Raw genomic sequence first — 18,722 nt, 5'->3', positions numbered from 1 at the left:
CGGATGGATCGTTTCCAGCATGGACGTTCGGCGCGCACTTTAGGGCGTGAAGAATGCAGAATCAACAGGCAATCCGGGCGTGATCGGCGTGGATCGACGACCAGCCATTTGAATAACCGACTCGTGTGACCGGAAGATGTTCCCTGGGATGTTTGAAGCGTTAAATATTGTGGAATAGACCGCTTTGGCCCCATCGCGGGCAGGCCCGCTCCTACAGGGATCACACCGTTCAGGTGAGATTGGGCTTGCCCGCAAAAAGGCCGCAGGTGTTCATATTTATGGCCACATTTTCCTGGTACCCACGTACAGGAAAAGACCCATAAATTTTTTGTTACCGACTGGCGGAATTGCCGATTTTGATGAGAAACATTACTATTCGCACCCTTCCTTGCCTCCCTGACGACCCCGACCGTGTCTGGACCCAAAGGCTTTCTCGACCATTACCATGAGCTGATCGGCACCTGGACGCGCAAGCTGCGCAGTCGTCAGCAGGCCGAGGACCTCACCCACGATGCGTTCGTGCGGGTGCTGGAAAACCCGCGCGAGCAGGTCGAGCAGCCACGCGCCTACCTGCACCAGACTGCCCGCAACATTGCCGTGGACGGCTTTCGCCGCGAAGACCGGCGCCAGGCACTGGAGCTGGAGGCGTTCGATGAAAACATCAGCAGCAGCGGCGACCCGGAAGCCTACGTGCACGCCCTGGAATTGGCCGACAGCGTCGAGCGGGCGCTGGCCGAGTTGCCACTCAACTGCCGGCGGGTGTTCATCTGGCAGAAGCTCGAAGGCCTGACCCAGGCCGAGATTGCCGAGCGCATGGGTTTGACCAAGAACACGGTCGAAAAGTATATGATCCGCACGCTCCGACATCTGCGTGAGCACCTGGATGTGTCGGCACGATGAGTCAGGAGACCTTACCCATGAAACAGCACGGCAGCGATAGCGTCCGCGAGCAGGCGGCCGAATGGTTCGCCCGCGTGCAGGATGCGCCGCGCGATGCCGGGCTTCTGGCGCAGTTGCGCGCCTGGCAGGAGGCCGACCCGCGACACCGCGAAGAGTACGAGCACTTCGAAAGGCTGTGGCGCGCAGCCGACTTCATCCCACGCCAGCGCCTCGAATCGCTGTGCCAGCCAGATCCCGTGCAGCAGTTGCCACGGCGGCGCTTCGTGCGCCAGGCATTGGCGGCGGGCATCGCTGTGGTCGCCCTGGGGCTGGGCTGGAGTGGCTGGCAGCATCAGCGGTTGAATCATCAGGATCACTTGCAGACCGCCTTTGGCGAGCGTCGCCAGGTCGAGTTGCCGGACGGTTCGCAGCTGGAGCTCAACGGCGGCACGCAACTGCAAGTCGATTTCAGCGCGGGGCGTCGGCACATTCAGCTAAGCGCCGGCGAAGCGATGTTCATCGTCGCCCACGACAGCAGCCGACCCTTCGTGGTCGATACCGCCCAGGGCAGCGTGACCGTCACCGGCACGCGCTTCGATGTGCGCCTGGACCCGACCGCCACCCGTGTGGCGGTGGAGCAGGGCTCGGTCCGCGTGCAGGGCAAGGATGCCTCGCTGGCGCAACTGACAGCCGGCCTGGGCGCTTCCATAGATGCACAAGGTAAAGTGGCGCCGCCCTACGCGGTGAATGCCGCGGCGCTGACTGCATGGCGCCAGGGCAAGCTGGTGTTCGACAACGCCACCCTGGCCGAGGTGGTGGCCGAGGCCTCGCGTTACCGTGCCCAGCCGTTGCGCGTTGCTCCCGGCAAGGTGGCGCAGATGCGCCTGTCCAGCACCTTCAGCACCGACGACACCGATGCTCTGCTACGTGCCTTGCCGAGCATCCTGCCGGTGGCCATCAAAACCCACGAAGACGGCTCTCGCGAAATAATCGCGAAATAGATTCAGGTTTTTTTCAGCTCGTTCGTCTTCCTCGCCAGCTGCAACTGCCAAGCATTTCCATTTGCATGCGGTTGGCGTTTATCCCGAACTTCAGGATGTCTTGACGACGTGAACAACAAAAAACCTCTGCCACGCTTCCGCGCCCTCGCGCTTGCCCTTGCGGTCAGTGCCGTGGCCGTCAACAGCCATGCCGAACAGGCGGGCGCCGCAATCCAGATCCAAGCGCAACCCTTGGCTTCGGCGCTCAGCCAGCTGGGCCAGCAGACCAACCTGCAGCTGTTCTACAGCCCGGAGCTGGTGGCCGGCAAACAAGCCCCGGCGGTGTCCGGCAAGCTGGCGCCAGTGCAGGCGCTGCAGCAGTTGTTGAAGGGCAGTGGCCTGACCTTCGAGATGTCCCAGGACACCGTGGTGGTAAAGCCGCTGCCGACCACCCTGGATCTGGGCAGCGGTAGCCTGGAGCTGGCGCCCACCGACATCAAGGTGGTCGGTGACTGGCTGGGCGATGCCAACCAGGCGGTGGTGCAGAATCACCCCGGCGCGCGCACCGTGGTGCGTCGTGAAGCCATGATCGAAGAGGGCGCGATGAACGTGCGCGATGTGCTGCGTGGCATCCCCGGGGTGCAGGTGCAGGACTCCAACGGCACCGGTGGCAGCGACCTGTCGCTCAACGTCGGCGTGCGCGGCCTGACTTCGCGCCTGTCGCCGCGCTCGACCGTGCTGATCGATGGCATCCCGGCGGCGTTCGCCCCCTACGGTCAGCCGCAACTGTCGATGGCGCCGATCTCCTCGGGCAACCTCGACAGCATCGATGTAGTTCGCGGTGCCGGTTCCGTGCGCTATGGCCCGCAGAACGTCGGCGGGGTGATCAACTTCGTGACCCGGGCGATTCCGGAAAAAGCCTCGGCGGAGCTTTCCACCACCCTGGAAACCTCGCAGCACGGCGGTTGGAAGCACACCGAGTCGGCCTTCGTCGGCGGCACCGCTGATAACGGCATGGGTGTGGCCTTGCTGTACACCGGGGTGAACGGCAACGGTTACCGCGAGAGCAACAATGGTAACGACATCGACGACGTCATCCTCAAGACCCACTGGGCGCCCACCGATGTCGACGAGTTCTGGCTCAACTTCCACTACTACGATGGCCGCGCCGACATGCCCGGCGGCCTGACCCAGGCGCAGTACGACAGCAACCCGTACCAGTCGCTGCGTGACTACGACTACTTCGCCGGCCGACGCAAAGATGTGTCGTTCAAATGGCAGCGCCAACTCGACGACGCCACCCAGTTCGAAGTGCTGACCTACTACACCGACAGCTTCCGTGGCAGCGCCATCGCGGCTCGGGACATGAAGACCCTGTCGTCGTACCCGCGCAACTACCACACCTTTGCCATCGAGCCGCGCGTGTCACGAATCTTCTTCGCCGGCCCCACCACCCAGGAAGTCAGCGTCGGCTACCGCTACCTGAAAGAAGCCATGCGCGAACAGTCGACCCGCCTGGCGCTGATCGACAACGTGCCGACCGTGACCCCGACCTCCGACGGCCACGTGTTCCAGGACCGCAGCGGCGGCACCGAGGCCAGCGCCTACTACATCGACGACAAGATCGATGTCGGCAACTGGACCATCACCCCGGGCATCCGTTTCGAGCACATCAACACCGACTGGCGCGACCGCCCGGTGCTGGACGCCAACAACCGCCCGGTGGCGGAGAAGAAGCGCAGCATCACCAGCAACGAGCCATTGCCGGCGCTGAGCGTGATGTACCACATCTCCGATGCCTGGAAAGTGTTCGCCAACTACGAAACCTCGTTCGGCAGCCTGCAGTACTTCCAGCTGGGCCAGGGCGGCACCGGCAACAGCACGGCCAATGGCCTGGAGCCGGAAAAGGCCAAGACCTACGAGATCGGTACCCGCTATGACAATGGCGGTTTTGCCGGCGAGCTGACCGCGTTCTACATCGACTTCGATGACGAACTGCAGTACATCAGCAACGATGTTGGCTGGACCAACCTGGGCGCCACCAAGCACCAGGGGATCGAAGCGTCGGTGCGCTATGACCTTGCAGGGCTTGACCCGCGCCTGGAAGGCCTGTCGGTCAATGGTGGCTACACCTACACCCGCGCCACGTATGAAGGGGAGATTCCCGGCTTCAAGGGCCGCGACCTGCCGTTCTATTCGCGCCAGGTGGCCACGGCCGGCCTGCGCTATGCGGTCAACCGCTGGACCTGGAACCTGGACGCTTTCGCCCAATCCAAGCAACGCGCGCCGGGTACCGGGATCAATGCCAATGGCAGCTTCAATGGCGACTACATCACCGAGCCGAGTGCCGATGGGCAGTACGGCGACATTCCGGGCTACGTGACCTGGCATGCGCGTGGCGGGTATGACTTTGGGCCGCAGGTGTCCAACCTGAAGCTGGCGGCGGGGGTGAAGAACCTGTTCGACAAGCAGTATTTCACTCGGTCGAGCGATAACAATGCCGGGTTGTATGTGGGTGAACCGCGGACCTTCTATGTGCAGGCCAGTGTAGGGTTCTGATACCGCGTCGCCTTTATCGCGGATGAATCCGCTCCTACAGGTACGGTGCAAGCCCTGTGGGAGCGGCTTCAGCCGCGAAGAGGCCAACCAATGTCTCAGGAAGCCACTGCCTCGGCCGGCGACACTATGCTGGTCTTCGCCCCCCGCGAACGCCCCGAGCTCAGGTAAGCCGCAATCGACTCCTGCGTCACTTCACCCAGGAACACCTGCTCGGCATCCAGCACCGGCAACCACGCCCGGTTGAACTCGTACATCCGCGACAGCAGGATGCGCAAATGCTCATCGTGCGAGGCGGTGGCATTGAACTGGCGCAGGAAGTCACCACATGTCCCTTGCTGGCGATGCATGTCACGCCGGCGCACATAGCCCAGTGCCTTGTTCTGCCCATCGGTCACCACCACATAGCGGCGGTCGTGTTCATCCAGCAGCTCCAGCGCATCGCTCACCGGCGTTTCCGGGCTCACCGACGGCGCGTTGTCCGCCGCATCTTCGGCGCGCACCAGCAGCAGGCGTTTGAGCGTGCTGTCCTGGCCGACGAAGTTACTGACGAAATCATCCACCGGGTGCGCCAGCAGGGTGTCCGGGTGGTCCAGTTGCAGCAGCTTGCCGGCACGGAAGATGGCGATCTTGTCGCCCAGCTTGATGGCTTCGTCGATGTCGTGGCTGACCATGATCACGGTCTTGTTCAGCGCCCGCTGCATCTCGAAGAATTCGTTCTGGATCATCTCGCGGTTGATCGGGTCGACCGCGCCGAACGGTTCGTCCATCAACAGTACCGGGGCCTCGGCCGCCAGCGCGCGGATCACGCCGATGCGCTGCTGCTGGCCACCGGACAGCTCGCGCGGGTAGCGCTGCAGGTACTGTTTGGGTTCGAGCTTGATCATGCTCATCAACTCGCGGGCGCGCTCGTGGCAGCGCTGCTTGTCCCAGCCGAGCAGGCGCGGGACCACGGTGATGTTCTCTTCGATGGTCATGTTGGGGAACAGACCGATCTGCTGGATCACATAGCCGATCTGGCGGCGCAGGGTCACTTCATCCAGCCCGCTGGTGTCTTCGCCATTGATGAACACCTGGCCGGAGGTCGGCGTGATCAGGCGGTTGATCATTTTCAGCGTGGTGCTTTTGCCGCAGCCCGAAGGGCCGAGGAATACGCAGATTTCGCCTTCGTTGACGGTCAGGCTGACCGAGTCGACGGCTTTGACGTCCTTGCCGTTGACGTTGAAGGTCTTGCTGAGGTTCTTGAGTTCGATCATGAGCGCAGTCCTTCTGGAGTCAGGGCACGTTGCAGGGTTTGCAGGAGCAGGTCGGCGATGATCGCCAGCAGGCTGACCAGTACGGCGCCGACCAGCAGCATCGACATGTCGCTGCGGCTGATGGAAGTGAGGATGAGCACGCCAAGGCCGCCGGCACCGATGGTCGCGGCGATGGTCATCACGCCGATGTTCATCACCACGGCGGTGCGCACGCCAGCGAGGATCACCGGTACCGCGATGGGCAACTCGACCATGCGCAGGCGCTGGCCGAAAGTCATGCCGATGCCGCGTGCGGCTTCACGAATACCGGGCTCGACGTTGGTCAGGGCCAGGTAGGTGTTGCGCAGAATTGGCAGCAGCGAATACAGGAACACGGCGGTAATCGCCGGCAGCGGCCCCAGGCCCTGGCCGAACTTGGAGTAGAACGGCAGCAGCAGGCCGAACAGGGCGATCGACGGGATGGTCAGCAGCACCGTGGCGCTGGCCTGCACTGGGCCGGCGACGGCGGGGAAGCGGGTCATCAGGATGCCCAGCGGCACGCCGACGAGAATCGCCAGGCTGACGGCGATGCCGACCAGCATGATGTGCTGCCAGGTCAGTTGCAGCACCTGGGCCCAGTCGAGGTGGGCGAACGTGTCGAGCAGGCTCATGGCTGTACCTCCTTGAGGGGGTGCTCACGCAGGAACGCGGCGGCCACCGCTGTCGGGTTCTGGTGTTCGACGTCGACCTTGGCGTTGAGCTGGCGCATGGTCTCGTCATCGAGCTGCTCGGCCAGTGGCTTGAGCAGACCGACCAGTTGCGGGTTGGCGTCGAGCACTTGTTTGCGCACCACCGGGGCGGCGGTGTAGTCGGGGAAGTAGTGCTTGTCGTCTTCCAGCAGCTTGAGGTTGAACGCGCTCAAGCGGCCATCGGTGGTGTACACCAGGCCAGCGAACACCTGGTTGTTGTGCATCGCGGTGTAGACCAGGCCGGCGTCCATCTGGCGGATGTTGGCGCGGCCGACTTGCAGGTCATACATCTCTTTGAGGCCGACCAGGCCGTCCGGGCGGTTGGCGAATTCGGTGTCCAGCGCTACCAGATGATTGCGTTTACGCTCGTCACGCAGCACCTGGTTGAGGTCGCTGATGGTGTTGATCTGCGGGTAGGCTTCGGCCACCTGCTTGGGCAGGCCCAGGGCGTAGGTGTTGCTGAACTTCGACGGGGTCAGCCAGATCAGGTCCTTCTTCGCGTCCAGTTCCTTGACCTTGGCGTAGGTGGCCTCGGCGCTGGGCATGCGCTCATCGATGTGGTTATAGGAAACCAGCGACACGCCGGTGTATTCCCACATCAGGTCAAGCTGGCCGGTTTCCTGGGCCTGGCGGGCGATGCTGCTGCCAAGGCCGGTGGTGACGCGCACATCGAAGCCGTTGGCGCGCAGGTATTGAGCAGTGATTTCGGCGAGCACGGTCTGTTCGGTGAACACCCGCGCGCCGATGCGTACCAGCGGTTTATCCGCTGCCTGGGCAAATCCTGCGAACAGCAGGGCCGCGCCCAGCAGCAAGGCGATTCTCTTCTTCATACGTTCCCTCTGTTTATTGGGCCAGGCCACGTTCCAGCCAGCGCTTGCTGGAGAAACTCACCGCCGCATCCAGGACCAGTGCAAGCAAGGCGGTACAGGCCGCGCCGAGCAGCAGCTGTGGCTGGTTGTTCAGGGCGATGCCGGGGAAGATCAGGCTGCCCAGGCTGTTGGCACCAATCAGAAACGCCAGCGGCGCGGTGCCCACGTTCAGCGCCAGGGCCACACGCACACCGCCGACGATGATCGGCACGGCATTGGGCAGCTCGACCTGCCAGAGCTGCTGGCGCGGGGTCATGCCGATGCCGGTGGCGGCTTCCTTGAGCGAGGCGGGGACGTTTTTCAGGCCTTCGTAGGTATTGCGCACGATCGGCAGGAGGGAGGCGAGGAACAGCGCGAAGATCGCGGGCCCGGCGCCGATGCCCAGGATACTCAGGGCGATGGCCAGAACGGCCAGAGGGGGGATGGTGTTGCCAACGTTGAAGAACTGCATGAAGCGCTCGGCTTTGTCGACCCGGTGCGGTCGACTCAAGGCAATGCCAGCGGGGATGCCCACGGCCAACGCCGCCGCCATCGAAGCCAGCACCAATACCAGGTGCGCTTGCAGGTAGAACCAAAGATCGTCGCGGTAACGCGCGATCGTGTCGATGCCGATCCAGTGGATCAGCAGGGCCAGGATGACGAGCACGGTGGCGCATCCCAACAGCCCTTTACCGTAGCGTGTAGCCACAGGCGGACTCCTTGTGTTGTCGGCGAGCACACTTCTTTTTATGCCGGCCAAGGTTGGCGGCGGTGGGTGTGTTCGCGAGTAGCAGCGTGAAGCAACCGAGGGCTGCGATCAGGCCATGAGCCGAACCCCGTCGGGCCCGAAAAAGCTGATGAAACCAGTCCCCAACCGAAGCGGGTTGCAGGGGAGTGGACGTCTCCGAGGGCGTAAAGGTTCCCATCTGAGGCGGCATTTGGCCAGTGTTAATCACTGGCGACATCGATTTTATCTGCAAGAAAACGGCGTAATTCCTACTTAAAGGCGTTGGATTACCTGCTGTCGAGCCATTTGCACCAGCGGCAATCTTCCCTAGAAAAATTCTCAATATTCGCTTGAGTGAATATTCCTTCGGAGGTATTTTTGCCGTGTGGTCTATAGGGATGTGCTTAGAGTTCGTGAACGAGTTCGAGCACTTGGCCGAAGAAGTGCAGGACGAATTGCTGTCTCAGCTTCGTCTGTTGGAGCGTCGAGGACCCGAGCTAGGACGGCCTCGTGTGGATACCTTGAAAGGCTCAAGGCATTCGAACATGAAAGAGTTGCGATTCAGTGCTGCTGGTGGTGTTTGGCGAGTCGCCTTCGCTTTTGATAGGACACGCTGTGCGCTTCTGCTTGTCGCGGGCGACAAAGCCGGCACTAGTGAACGCAGGTTTTACCGGAGCCTGATCGAACGTGCCGATGAGCGCTTTGATCGGCATCTGTCCAGAGGTTGAAAAATGTACAAGACACTTGATGAGGTAATGGGCGAACTTTCACCTGAGCGCAGGGCACGGGTGGAAGAGCGCGGTCGCGAACTGATTCGCGAAGAGATGACGCTTCAAGCGCTTCGCAAGCAGCTTGATATAACCCAGGAGGGCATGGCGGAGCGTCTCGACATCCGCCAGGGCAACGTTTCGAAGGTTGAAAATCGCAGTGATATGTTGATCTCGACCCTGCGAACATACTTGGAAGCCATGGGCGGCAGGCTGGAGTTGGTTGTGCATCTGCCGGGTCGCGCTCCGATCTCTATTGAGGGGTTTACAGAGGATCCGGTTTCACGCGCCTGATTCTTCACGGGGCGACCAGATGCCATCACGTTCAGTCAATGCGCTTTTGGCCTTGTGTGCGAGTTCAGGTATGATACTGCCCCTTTTCGATCCCCAGTCAGGCGATTTCCCATGACCAACCAGGCCGCCGAAGTCGCGAAGCGCCGCACTTTCGCAATTATTTCCCACCCCGACGCCGGTAAGACCACCATCACCGAGAAGCTCCTGCTGATGGGCAAGGCCATTGCCGTCGCCGGTACCGTGAAGTCGCGCAAGTCCGACCGCCACGCCACCTCCGACTGGATGGAAATGGAGAAGCAGCGCGGCATCTCCATCACCACCTCGGTGATGCAGTTCCCGTACCGCGAGCACATGATCAACCTGCTCGATACCCCCGGTCACGAAGACTTCTCGGAAGACACCTACCGCACCCTGACCGCGGTGGACTCCGCGCTGATGGTGCTGGACGGCGGTAAAGGTGTAGAGCCACGGACCATCGCCCTGATGGACGTTTGCCGCCTGCGCGACACGCCCATCGTCAGCTTCATCAACAAACTTGACCGTGACATCCGCGACCCGATCGAATTGCTCGACGAGATCGAGGCGGTACTGAAAATCAAGGCCGCGCCGATCACCTGGCCGATCGGTTGCTACCGCGACTTCAAGGGCGTGTACCACCTGGCCGGCGACTACATCATCGTCTACACCCCGGGCCACGGCCATGAGCGTACGGAAGCCAAGATCATCGAAAAGCTCGATTCCGATGAGGCCCGCGCACACCTGGGTGACGAATACGATCGCTTCCTCGAACAGCTCGAACTGGTACAGGGCGCCTGCCATGAATTCGATCAGGACGAGTTCATCAATGGCCAACTGACGCCAGTGTTCTTCGGTACCGCACTGGGCAACTTCGGTGTCGACCATGTGCTCGACGCGGTCGTCGACTGGGCGCCGCGCCCGCTGGCCCGTGTCGCTCACGAGCGTACCGTGGAGCCGGTGGAAGAGAAATTTTCGGGCTTCGTGTTCAAGATCCAGGCGAACATGGACCCGAAACACCGCGACCGTATCGCCTTCATGCGCATCTGCTCGGGCAAGTACGAGAAGGGCATGAAGATGCGCCACGTGCGCACCGGCAAGGACCTGCGCATCGGTGACGCGCTGACCTTCTTCTCGTCCGAGCGCGAGCAGCTGGAAGAAGCCTATGCCGGCGACATCATCGGCCTGCACAACCACGGCACCATCCAGATCGGCGACACCTTCACCGAAGGCGAAGCGCTGGGCTTCACCGGTATTCCGCACTTCGCCCCTGAGCTGTTCCGTCGCGTGCGCCTGAAAGACCCGCTCAAGTCCAAGCAGCTGCGCCAGGGCCTGCAGCAGTTGGCCGAAGAGGGTGCGACCCAGGTGTTCTTCCCCGAGCGCAGCAACGACATCATCCTCGGTGCGGTCGGTGTGCTGCAGTTCGACGTGGTCGCCAGCCGCCTGAAGGAAGAGTACAAGGTCGAGTGCGCCTACGAGCCGATCACCGTCTGGTCGGCGCGCTGGATCAGCTGCGACGACAAGAAGAAGCTGGAAGACTTCCAGGTCAAGGCCATGGAAAACCTGGCTATCGACGGTGGCGGTCACCTGACCTACCTGGCTCCAACCCGGGTCAACCTGTCGCTGATGGAAGAGCGCTGGCCGGACATCAAGTTCCGCGCTACTCGCGAACATCACTGATCGCTGAAAGGGGGCCGCATAGCGGCCCCTTTTTGCATCAGTTCCCTGCCTTGATACTGGTCCAGATCCGCGTCCTGATGCGGTCGATCTTGGCCGGCATCGCCTCCAGCGCATACAGCTTGCCCATCACCTCGTCACTGGGGTAGATCATCGTATTGCCCTTCATCGCCGGGTCCACCAGGGCGTCAGCCTTGAAGTTGCCGTTGGCGTACTGCACATGGTTGCTGATGTTGGCCATCACGTCTGGCTGCAGCAGATAGTTCATGTACGCATAGCCCGCCTTCTCATCCGGCGCATCGGCCGGCATGGCGACCATGTCGAACCACATCGGCGCGCCTTCCTTGGGGATCGAATACCCCACCTTCACCCCATTCTTCGCTTCATCGGCACGGTTCTTCGCCTGCAGCACATCACCCGAGAAGCCTACCACCACACAGATATCGCCATTGGCCAGGTCGCCGGTGTACTTGGATGAATGGAAGTAGCTGATGTATGGCCGCACCTTCATCAACAAATCCTTGGCCTTCTCGTAGTCAGCAGGGTTTTGGCTGTGGTGCGGCAAGCCCAGGTAATGGAGGGCAATCGGGAGCAGCTCTGGGCCGTTGTCGAGCACCGCGACGCCGCAGCTTTTCAGCTTGCTCATGTACTCGGGCTTGAAGATCAGGTCCCAGGAGTCCACGGGTGCGTTCTCGCCAAGCACCGCCTTGACCTTGTCGATGTTGTAGCCGATGCCCGTGCTGCCCCACAGGTACGGGAAACCGTACTGGTTGTCCGGGTCGTTCACTTCCAGCGCCTTGAGCAGCACCGGGTTGAGGTTGTGCCAGTTGGGCAGCTGCGACTTGTCCAGGCGTTTCAGCGCCTTGCCCTGTATCTGCCGGGCCATGAAGTGGTTGGAGGGAAACACCACGTCGTAGCCGGAATTGCCGGTCATCAGCTTGCCGTCGAGGGTTTCGTTGCTGTCGTACACGTCGTAGGTCGGCACGATGCCGGTGGCCTGCTGGAAGTTCTTCAGGGTGTCGGGAGCGACGTAGCTGGACCAGTTGTAGATCTTCACCGTGTCGGCGGCGCTGGCCACGCTGGCGGCCAGCATCAGGGGTGCGAGAAGGAGGGTGCGCATGTCGGGTTTACCTTGCTTTGTCTGTTGTTATCGAAGGCAGGCGATCAGCGGATCAGAAAATCAGTACGTAGGTCTTGCGCACGGTCTCCTGGATATCCCAGATGCCGGTGCTGTTGGCCGGTAGCATCAGTGCGTCTCCGGCTTCTATGAAGAGGGTCTCGCCACCGTCCGGGGTGAAGGTGCAACGCCCCTTGATGAAATGGCAGAACTCCTGTTGCACGATCTGTCGCCGCCAGCGCCCAGGCGTGCATTCCCAGATGCCGGTTTCGACGCCATCGCTGCGCTCCACACAGGTGACCGAAGCCACCGAAACGGGGTCGCCGAGCGGTACGGCGACCGGGCTGGCGCTTTCCAGCTCGGCGATGTCGGTGTGTTTGAACTGGGTGATGCTCATGAGCAGTAGGTCCTCGGTAGGTGAACGGGAAGTCAGTGCATGAAGCCTTCCATGAAGTCGGCGAGCGAGCTGGCCAAGCGACGCCTCCAGGGTGCGCTGGCGGGGTTGGCGAGGGTGCGGTCCTCGTGCACGAAGCTCTGGATGATCGCGTTGTAGCCCAGCCAGCGGCAGGGTTCGGGCGGCCAGCTGGCCAGGCTCGACAGCGGGCGGTTGTCGAGTACCCAGGGTTGCGCGGTCAGTTCGTTGTGTTGGTTGAGAATCAGCGCAGCCAGGGTGCGGCCGCCGAGGTTGGTGGCGCCGACCCCTTCGCCGCCATAGCCGCCGGCCAGGGCGATGCCACGCTGGCGGTCACACAGCATGTGCGGGCGAAAGCGCCGCGCCATGCCCAGGTTGCCGCCCCAGGAATGGGTGATGCGCGCGTGCTTGAGCTGCGGGAACAATTCGCTGAACAGGTAACGGCGCAGTTCGATTTCCGCTTCGTTCAGGGTGAAGTTTTCGCGCAGCCGACCGCCGAAGCGATAGCCGCCACGCGCACCGAACACCAGGCGGTTATCGGCGGTACGCTGGCCGTAGGTGACCTGGCGGCTGCTCTCGCTGAAGGCCTGGCCCTGGCTCAGGCCGATCTGCTCCCAGGTCGATTCGGGCAGCGGCTCGGTGGCCACCAGCAGGCTCTGAACGGGCAGTTGATAGGTGCCCAGCGGCGGCAGGCTGGCGGCGTAGCCCTCGACGGCGGGCACCATCCACTGGCAGCGGATGCGCGCCAGCGGCGCACGCACTTCACCGGGCTGCCAGTCGACGGCGGGGGTGTTTTCGTAGATCGGCACGCCCAGCGCTTCTACCGCGCGGGCCAGGCCACGCACCAACTTGGCGGGTTGGATGGTCGCGGTGTGCGGGCTGTAGATCGCACCGTACGCGGTGCTGACCCGCAGTTGCGCATCCAGTTGTTCGGGGCGCAGCCAGCGGTAGTCATCCTCGGTCATGCCCTGGCGGTACAGGTCGTCGAGGTAGGCGCGCAGGCTGCGCTCCTGTTCCGGGTAGCGGGCGGCACAGTAAAGCACGCCGCCTTTGCGGTAGTCGCAGTCGATGGCTTCGCGTTGCAGCACGGTGTGCACTTCATCGGGGATGCCGTGCAGCAGGTCGATGCTGGCGCGGCGCTGTTGCGGCGACAGGGTGGCGAGCAGGCGGTCGTCGCCGAGCAGATTACCCATCAGCCAGCCGCCATTGCGCCCGGAGGCGCCGAAACCGGCGATGTTGGCCTCGACTACCACGATGTTCAGGTGCGGCGCCTGGCGCTTGAGGTAGTACGCGGTCCAGAGCCCGGTGTAGCCGGCGCCGATGATGCACACGTCGACATCGAGGTCTTCGCGCAGGGCAGGGCGGGCACACAGCGGCTCGTCGAGCTGGTCCATCCACAGGCTGAGGGTGCGCAGGGGTTGCATCGGGTTTGGCTCCACAATCCATCAAGGTCTGTGGGCGATGCTAGTGGCGTTGGGGCAGGGATGTCTTACGTGCGTGCACGCAGGGAAATTTGCTTGAGATAGGCCTTGGGCGTGACCCCGGTATGTTCGCGGAAGCATTTGTAGAACGCCGACAGCGAATTGAAGCCGGCGCTGAACGCCAGGTCGTCGATGGGTGCTTCGACGCTGTCATCGCCCAGGCTGGCCATCAGGTGCTGCAGGCGCGCCTGGTTGACGTAGCGGTAGAAACTTTGCCCGAGCACCTGGTTGAGCAGGTAGGAGATCTGGTTGCGGCTGTAGCCGCTGGCGTCGGCGACCTGCTGCAGGTCCAGTTCCGGGTCGAGGTAGGGGCGCTGGCGCTGGAAGTAGTGCTCCAGGTCCTGGGCCATGGTCGACAGCTGCCGCGGCGACAGGCCCAGGCGGCTAGTGGCTGGACGTGGGCCGTTGCTGGCCACCCCTTGGCTGTGTTGGCGGACCAGCGTGGCGTATTCGTTGACCTGCCAGATCAGCCCGTCCCTGACCGTGATCGCCTCGCTGGACTGGAACGCCACCAGGCCTTCGCCGCCTTGCACCGTGACCTGGTACTGGATGAACGCCGTGCAGCCGTCGACGCGGATGCGGTCGCTGTGAACGATGTCCTCGCCGGCTTCGTGGGGTAGGCAAGCGCGTACGTAATCACGCAGCTCGTTGAAGCCGAGCACGCGGTTCTGGAAGAAGTCGTGGTACTGCACCTCGGGGTGATAGAGCGCGATCACGCCGTCGAGGTCGCGGTGCTTCCAGCACAGGTGGTAGCGCAGGACGATGTCGGCGGTGATGGGCGTCTGCTCGGGGCCGTCGGCGATTGTGATTGAGGTCATGGGCCTGATAGTGCCCGGGGCGGGTGGAGCAGGCAAGCACGCGCCGAGCATTGCATAAACCCTGAGCTGCAAGTGGCTATCCGGGTGTTTTGCACGATCCTAGGACGTTGTCATTGGCTAACCCATTGATTTTTCAACATGTCATTTTTTGACACATCTGGCACAGCGCCTGCACCGATGATCATGCGACCAGGACCTGTTGCTCACTACATAGGCGAACCCATCATGATCCCTTCTGCCGATTACCCCTATGCCGATACTCAGTCACGCTCAGGCGTGTCCTGGGCGGCGATTTTTGCCGGTGCCGCTGCTGCGGCGTCCCTCTCACTGATCCTCGTGGTGCTCGGTGCAGGGCTCGGCTTTGCCGCCACCTCGCCTTGGGCCAATGAAGGCGCCAGCGCCAAGGCGTTGGGCATTTCGACGATCATCTGGCTGTTGTTGACGCAGATTCTCGCATCCGGCCTCGGCGGCTACATCGCCGGTCGGCTGCGAGTGAAATGGGCCAACCTGCACGGTGATGAGGTGTATTTCCGCGACACGGCCCACGGTTTCCTCTCCTGGGCGGTGGCCACGCTGGTGGCGGCCATGTTGATCGTCAGTACTGCCGGGGGCATTGCCAGTGCCGGGATGCAGGCCGGGGCGAGCGCTGTAGGGGCTGCCGCCAGCATGGCGCCCAAGCCTGACCCTAATGGCTACTTCGTCGACAGCCTGTTCCGCAGCGATGGCCCAGCCGCAGTCAGTGATGACGCGGCCAATGGCGTGGCGGCGCGGATCATCGCCAGGTCCATCACCCAGGGAACGCTTGCCGAAGGCGACCGCGCTTATCTGGCGCAACTTGTGGCGCAGCGCACTCGTCTGAGCCAGCCCGAGGCCGAAGCTCGGGTGGACCAGGTGTTCGCTCAGGTTCAACAAGCCAAAGTTCAGGCGCAACAAGCCGCCGATACGGCAGCCAAGGTGGCGGCATGGACCGCGCTGTGGACCTTCGTTGCGCTGTTGTGTGGGGCGTTCTTTGCCAGCCTGGCTGCGCTGTACGGTGGCCGTCAGCGTGACCGCGTGCAATGGCTGGAAGGGCAGGAAGTGGGTTATACCGCGCGTCGTACCGTTCAACGTTGAGTAAGGAGAAATAACATGCGCTCATTACTGCTGTGGATGCTAGGGGTACCGATTCCGGTGATCATCCTGATCGCGATATTCATGCATTGAAACCCTTCGCGGCTAAAGCCGCTCCCACAGGTATTGCACGGTACCTGTGGGAGCGGCTTTAGCCGCGAAAAGGTTCACACCAATCTAGAGAAACTGCTCGGCGTAATGACAGGCGACTTGCCTGCTCCCGACCTGCCGAAAAGCAGGCACTTCAACCCCACACCGCTCCGTCGCATACGGGCACCGCTTGTGAAACGCACACCCATCCGGCGGATTCAACGGGTTGGGCAACTCCCCCGCAATCCGAATCTTCGGCTTCAACGGGTCCGGATGAATGGCCGGTGTCGCCGACAGCAGCGCCTGGGTATACGGATGCAGCGGCTTCTCGTAGATATCTTCTTTCGGCCCCATTTCCGCCGGCCGCCCCAGGTACATGACCAGCACCTGATCCGCCACATGCCGCACCACCGCCAGGTTGTGCGAGATGAACACATAGGCGGTGTTGAACTCCTTCTGCAGGTCCATGAACAGGTTCAGTACCTGCGCCTGGATCGACACATCCAGTGCCGACGTCGGCTCATCCGCCACCAGCACTTTCGGCTGCAGCATCATCGCTCGGGCGAGGGCGATACGCTGTCGCTGACCACCGGAGAACATGTGCGGGTAGCGCTGGTAATGCTCAGGGCGCAGGCCGACCTGCTCCATCATCTTCTGCACTTTGTCGCGGCGTTCGGCCTTGCTCAGCGAGGTGTTGATCAGCAGCGGTTCGGCCAGTTGGTCGCCGATCTTCTGCCGTGGGTTGAGCGAGGCGTAAGGGCTCTGGAACACCATCTGCACGTCGCGGCGCAACTGCTTGCGCGCGCTTTTGCTGGCGCCTTTGACTTCGGTGCCGTCGATCTGCAGCGAGCCGGAGGAAGGCTCTTCGATCAGCGTCAGCGCACGCGCCAGGGTCGATTTGCCGCAGCCGGATTCACCGACCACAGCCAGGGTCTTGCCGGCCTCCAGTTCGAACGACACGCCATTGAGCGCGCGCACCAGGGCGTGGCCCTTGAACAGCCCGCGAGAGACTTCGTAATGCCGGGTCAGCTCCCGCGCGGTAAGTACGACGGCCATCACGCCACCTCCTGGTTCAGCGGGTAGAAGCAACGCACCAGGCTGTGGGCCTGAGGGTCGAGCGGTGGGCGCTGGCGCCGGCAGTTGTCCTGCACGTACGGGCAGCGGGGTGACAGCAGGCAGCCATTGGGGCGGTCGTAACGGCCGGGGACGATGCCGGGCAGGGTGGCCAGGCGTTCGGCGCCGATGCTGTGCTCGGGGATCGCCGCCAGCAATGCTTCGCTGTAAGGGTGCGCCGGCACGTCGAACAGCTCCGGCACCTGGCCCACTTCCACCGCCTGGCCTGCGTACATCACGCAGACGCGCTTGGCTGTTTCAGCGACCACGGCGAGGTCGTGGGTGATCAGGATGAGCGCCATGTTGCGCTCTTTCTGCAGATTGACCAGCAGCTCCATGATCTGTGCCTGGATGGTCACATCGAGGGCCGTGGTCGGTTCATCGGCGATCAGCAGCTTGGGCTCGCCAGCGATTGCCATGGCGATTGCCACGCGCTGGCTCATGCCGCCGGACAGTTGGTGCGGGTAGGCGTCCAGGCGGCTTTCAGCGGCCGGGATCTCGACCTTCTTCAACAGTTCCAGCGCCCGTTGGCGCGCGGCCTTGCCTTTCAGGCCCAGGTGCTGGCGCAGCACTTCTTCAATCTGGAAGCCCACAGTGTAGCTCGGGTTGAGCGCGGTCATCGGGTCCTGGAAGACCATGGCGATGTCCTTGCCCACTACCTTGCGCCGCTGGCGCCCGCTGAGCTTGAGCATATCGGTGCCGTCGAAAGTGAGCGAATCGGCAGTGATGCGCCCGGGGGCGTCGATCAGGCCCATCAGGGCCATCATGGTGACGGATTTGCCCGAGCCGGACTCGCCGACGATGGCCAGGATTTCCCCGGCGTCCACCGCCAGGTTCAGGCCGTCCACCACCGGTACGGCATTGGCGTCGCCGAAGCGCACGTTCAGGTTGTCTATCTGCAACAGTGACATGGCGCTCTCCTCAGGCGGCGTTCTTGAGTTTCGGGTCCAGCGCATCGCGCAGGCCGTCGCCCATCAGGTTGATTGCCAGCACACTGAGCAGAATGGTCAGGCCAGGCAGGCTCACCACCCACCAGGCGCGCTCGATGTAGTCACGCGCGGAAGCCAGCATGGTGCCCCATTCCGGCGTCGGCGGTTGCACGCCCAGGCCAAGGAAGCCCAGGGCGGCGGCGTCGAGGATGGCGGAGGAGAAGCTCAAGGTTGCCTGCACGATCAGCGGCGCCATGCAGTTGGGCAACACGGTGACGAACATCAGCCGAGGCAGCCCGGCACCGGCCAGGCGTGCGGCGGTGACGTAGTCGCGGTTCAGCTCGCCCATCACCGCCGCGCGGGTCAAGCGCACGTAGGACGGCAAGGAAACGATGGCGATGGCGATCACCGTGTTGATCAGGCCAGGGCCGAGGATGGCGACGATCGCCACGGCCAGCAGCAGCGAGGGCAGGGCCAGCATCACGTCCATCAGGCGCATGATCGACGGGCCGATGAAGTTCGGGAAGAAACCGGCCAGCAGGCCCAGGAAGATCCCCGGGATCAGCGACATCACCACCGACGACAGGCCGATCAGCAGCGACAGCCGCGCGCCCTGGATCAGCCGCGAGAGCAGGTCGCGGCCCAGTTCGTCGGTGCCGAGAACGAATTGCCAGGTGCCGCCTTCGAGCCACACCGGGGGCGTCAGCAGGAAGTCGCGGTACTGCTCGCTGGGGTTGTGCGGTGCGACCCAGGGCGCGAACAGTGCGCAGAACACCACCACGCACATGAACGCCAGGCCCATTACCGCGCCCTTGTTTTGCGCGAAGGCGTGCCAGAATTCTTTGTAGGGCGAGGGGTAGAGAAGGCTTTGGTCCACCGGGCTGGCCGGCGTGACGGATTTCGGAATCGGGCTAGTCATGGCGAA

The 18,722-nt window shown here is 62.8% G+C and carries 18 protein-coding genes; 7 read left to right on the top strand and 11 right to left on the bottom strand.

Annotated elements, in window-relative coordinates; translation table 11 throughout:
- Window positions 1-411: 411 nt before the first annotated feature.
- The 3 genes from ACIQUF_RS10000 (at window position 412) to ACIQUF_RS09990 (ending at window position 4,418) form a co-directional block, all read left to right on the top strand.
- Window positions 412-900 carry an RNA polymerase sigma factor gene (locus ACIQUF_RS10000; protein WP_403131053.1) on the top strand — a complete coding sequence of 163 codons (489 nt, stop codon included), beginning with the start codon at window positions 412-414 and terminating at the stop codon, window positions 898-900.
- Between the two features lie 17 nt (window positions 901-917).
- Window positions 918-1,880, top strand: a complete 963-nt coding sequence (locus ACIQUF_RS09995) for a FecR family protein (RefSeq protein ID WP_403131052.1) — start codon at window positions 918-920, stop codon at window positions 1,878-1,880.
- Between the two features lie 108 nt (window positions 1,881-1,988).
- Window positions 1,989-4,418 (top strand): TonB-dependent siderophore receptor, encoded by a 2,430-nt coding sequence (locus ACIQUF_RS09990; protein ID WP_403131050.1) that lies wholly within the window; start codon window positions 1,989-1,991, stop codon window positions 4,416-4,418.
- Window positions 4,419-4,513: 95 nt separating this feature from the next.
- Here the strand turns inward: ACIQUF_RS09990 and ACIQUF_RS09985 are convergent, their stop codons facing one another.
- Genes ACIQUF_RS09985 through ACIQUF_RS09970 form a run of 4 tightly spaced genes read right to left on the bottom strand, consistent with a single transcriptional unit; the run spans window position 4,514 to window position 7,956 of the window.
- Window positions 4,514-5,671 (bottom strand): betaine/proline/choline family ABC transporter ATP-binding protein, encoded by a 1,158-nt coding sequence (locus ACIQUF_RS09985; protein ID WP_403131049.1) that lies wholly within the window; start codon window positions 5,669-5,671, stop codon window positions 4,514-4,516.
- Window positions 5,668-6,321 (bottom strand): ABC transporter permease, encoded by a 654-nt coding sequence (locus ACIQUF_RS09980; protein WP_400797430.1) that lies wholly within the window; start codon window positions 6,319-6,321, stop codon window positions 5,668-5,670. Before ACIQUF_RS09980 ends, ACIQUF_RS09985 begins: the two co-directional genes overlap by 4 nt.
- Window positions 6,318-7,229, bottom strand: a complete 912-nt coding sequence (locus tag ACIQUF_RS09975; protein ID WP_403131048.1) for a glycine betaine ABC transporter substrate-binding protein — start codon at window positions 7,227-7,229, stop codon at window positions 6,318-6,320. Before ACIQUF_RS09975 ends, ACIQUF_RS09980 begins: the two co-directional genes overlap by 4 nt.
- 13 nt (window positions 7,230-7,242) lie before the next feature.
- A complete protein-coding gene (locus ACIQUF_RS09970) occupies window positions 7,243-7,956 on the bottom strand; it encodes an ABC transporter permease (RefSeq protein ID WP_403131046.1) in 714 nt (237 codons plus the stop codon).
- A gap of 416 nt (window positions 7,957-8,372) precedes the next feature.
- Here ACIQUF_RS09970 and ACIQUF_RS09965 point away from each other — a divergent pair, with 416 nt between their 5' ends.
- From ACIQUF_RS09965 to ACIQUF_RS09955, 3 genes are all read left to right on the top strand, one after another.
- A complete protein-coding gene (locus ACIQUF_RS09965) occupies window positions 8,373-8,702 on the top strand; it encodes a type II toxin-antitoxin system RelE/ParE family toxin (protein ID WP_403131396.1) in 330 nt (109 codons plus the stop codon).
- 3 nt (window positions 8,703-8,705) lie between these two features.
- Window positions 8,706-9,035, top strand: a complete 330-nt coding sequence (locus ACIQUF_RS09960) for an XRE family transcriptional regulator (RefSeq protein WP_403131044.1) — start codon at window positions 8,706-8,708, stop codon at window positions 9,033-9,035.
- A 111-nt stretch (window positions 9,036-9,146) separates the two neighbouring features.
- Entirely contained in the window at window positions 9,147-10,730 is a 1,584-nt protein-coding gene (locus ACIQUF_RS09955) for a peptide chain release factor 3 (RefSeq protein ID WP_400797421.1), read from the top strand.
- A gap of 37 nt (window positions 10,731-10,767) precedes the next feature.
- On the opposite strand, the gene ACIQUF_RS09950 is transcribed toward ACIQUF_RS09955, so the two are convergent.
- From ACIQUF_RS09950 to ACIQUF_RS09935, 4 genes are all read right to left on the bottom strand, one after another.
- Window positions 10,768-11,847 carry a polyamine ABC transporter substrate-binding protein gene (locus tag ACIQUF_RS09950; protein ID WP_403131042.1) on the bottom strand — a complete coding sequence of 360 codons (1,080 nt, stop codon included), beginning with the start codon at window positions 11,845-11,847 and terminating at the stop codon, window positions 10,768-10,770.
- A gap of 52 nt (window positions 11,848-11,899) precedes the next feature.
- Entirely contained in the window at window positions 11,900-12,241 is a 342-nt protein-coding gene (locus ACIQUF_RS09945) for a cupin domain-containing protein (protein WP_403131040.1), read from the bottom strand.
- A 32-nt stretch (window positions 12,242-12,273) separates the two neighbouring features.
- A complete protein-coding gene (locus ACIQUF_RS09940) occupies window positions 12,274-13,680 on the bottom strand; it encodes an NAD(P)/FAD-dependent oxidoreductase (RefSeq protein ID WP_403131038.1) in 1,407 nt (468 codons plus the stop codon).
- Between the two features lie 65 nt (window positions 13,681-13,745).
- The gene (locus ACIQUF_RS09935; RefSeq protein WP_403131037.1) at window positions 13,746-14,555 is read right to left on the bottom strand and encodes a helix-turn-helix domain-containing protein; all 810 of its coding nucleotides are present in this window, start codon (window positions 14,553-14,555) and stop codon (window positions 13,746-13,748) included.
- Between the two features lie 225 nt (window positions 14,556-14,780).
- Here ACIQUF_RS09935 and ACIQUF_RS09930 point away from each other — a divergent pair, with 225 nt between their 5' ends.
- Window positions 14,781-15,668 (top strand): hypothetical protein, encoded by an 888-nt coding sequence (locus ACIQUF_RS09930; protein WP_403131036.1) that lies wholly within the window; start codon window positions 14,781-14,783, stop codon window positions 15,666-15,668.
- A gap of 174 nt (window positions 15,669-15,842) precedes the next feature.
- Here ACIQUF_RS09930 and ACIQUF_RS09925 read toward each other — a convergent pair whose 3' ends face one another.
- The 3 genes from ACIQUF_RS09925 to ACIQUF_RS09915 are packed head-to-tail and all read right to left on the bottom strand — an operon-like array spanning window position 15,843 to window position 18,716.
- Window positions 15,843-16,811: a peptide ABC transporter ATP-binding protein gene (locus tag ACIQUF_RS09925; RefSeq protein ID WP_403131034.1), complete on the bottom strand. Its 969-nt coding sequence runs from the start codon at window positions 16,809-16,811 to the stop codon at window positions 15,843-15,845.
- Entirely contained in the window at window positions 16,811-17,779 is a 969-nt protein-coding gene (locus tag ACIQUF_RS09920; RefSeq protein ID WP_403131032.1) for an ABC transporter ATP-binding protein, read from the bottom strand. Before ACIQUF_RS09920 ends, ACIQUF_RS09925 begins: the two co-directional genes overlap by 1 nt.
- 10 nt (window positions 17,780-17,789) lie before the next feature.
- A complete protein-coding gene (locus ACIQUF_RS09915; RefSeq protein ID WP_403131031.1) occupies window positions 17,790-18,716 on the bottom strand; it encodes an ABC transporter permease subunit in 927 nt (308 codons plus the stop codon).
- Window positions 18,717-18,722: the final 6 nt, after the last annotated feature.

Source organism: Pseudomonas sp. NPDC090233 (assembly GCF_044772285.1).
Lineage (GTDB): Bacteria > Pseudomonadota > Gammaproteobacteria > Pseudomonadales > Pseudomonadaceae > Aquipseudomonas.
Note: the sequence above shows the minus strand (reverse complement) of the source record. Positions and strands in the feature narration are given on the sequence as shown.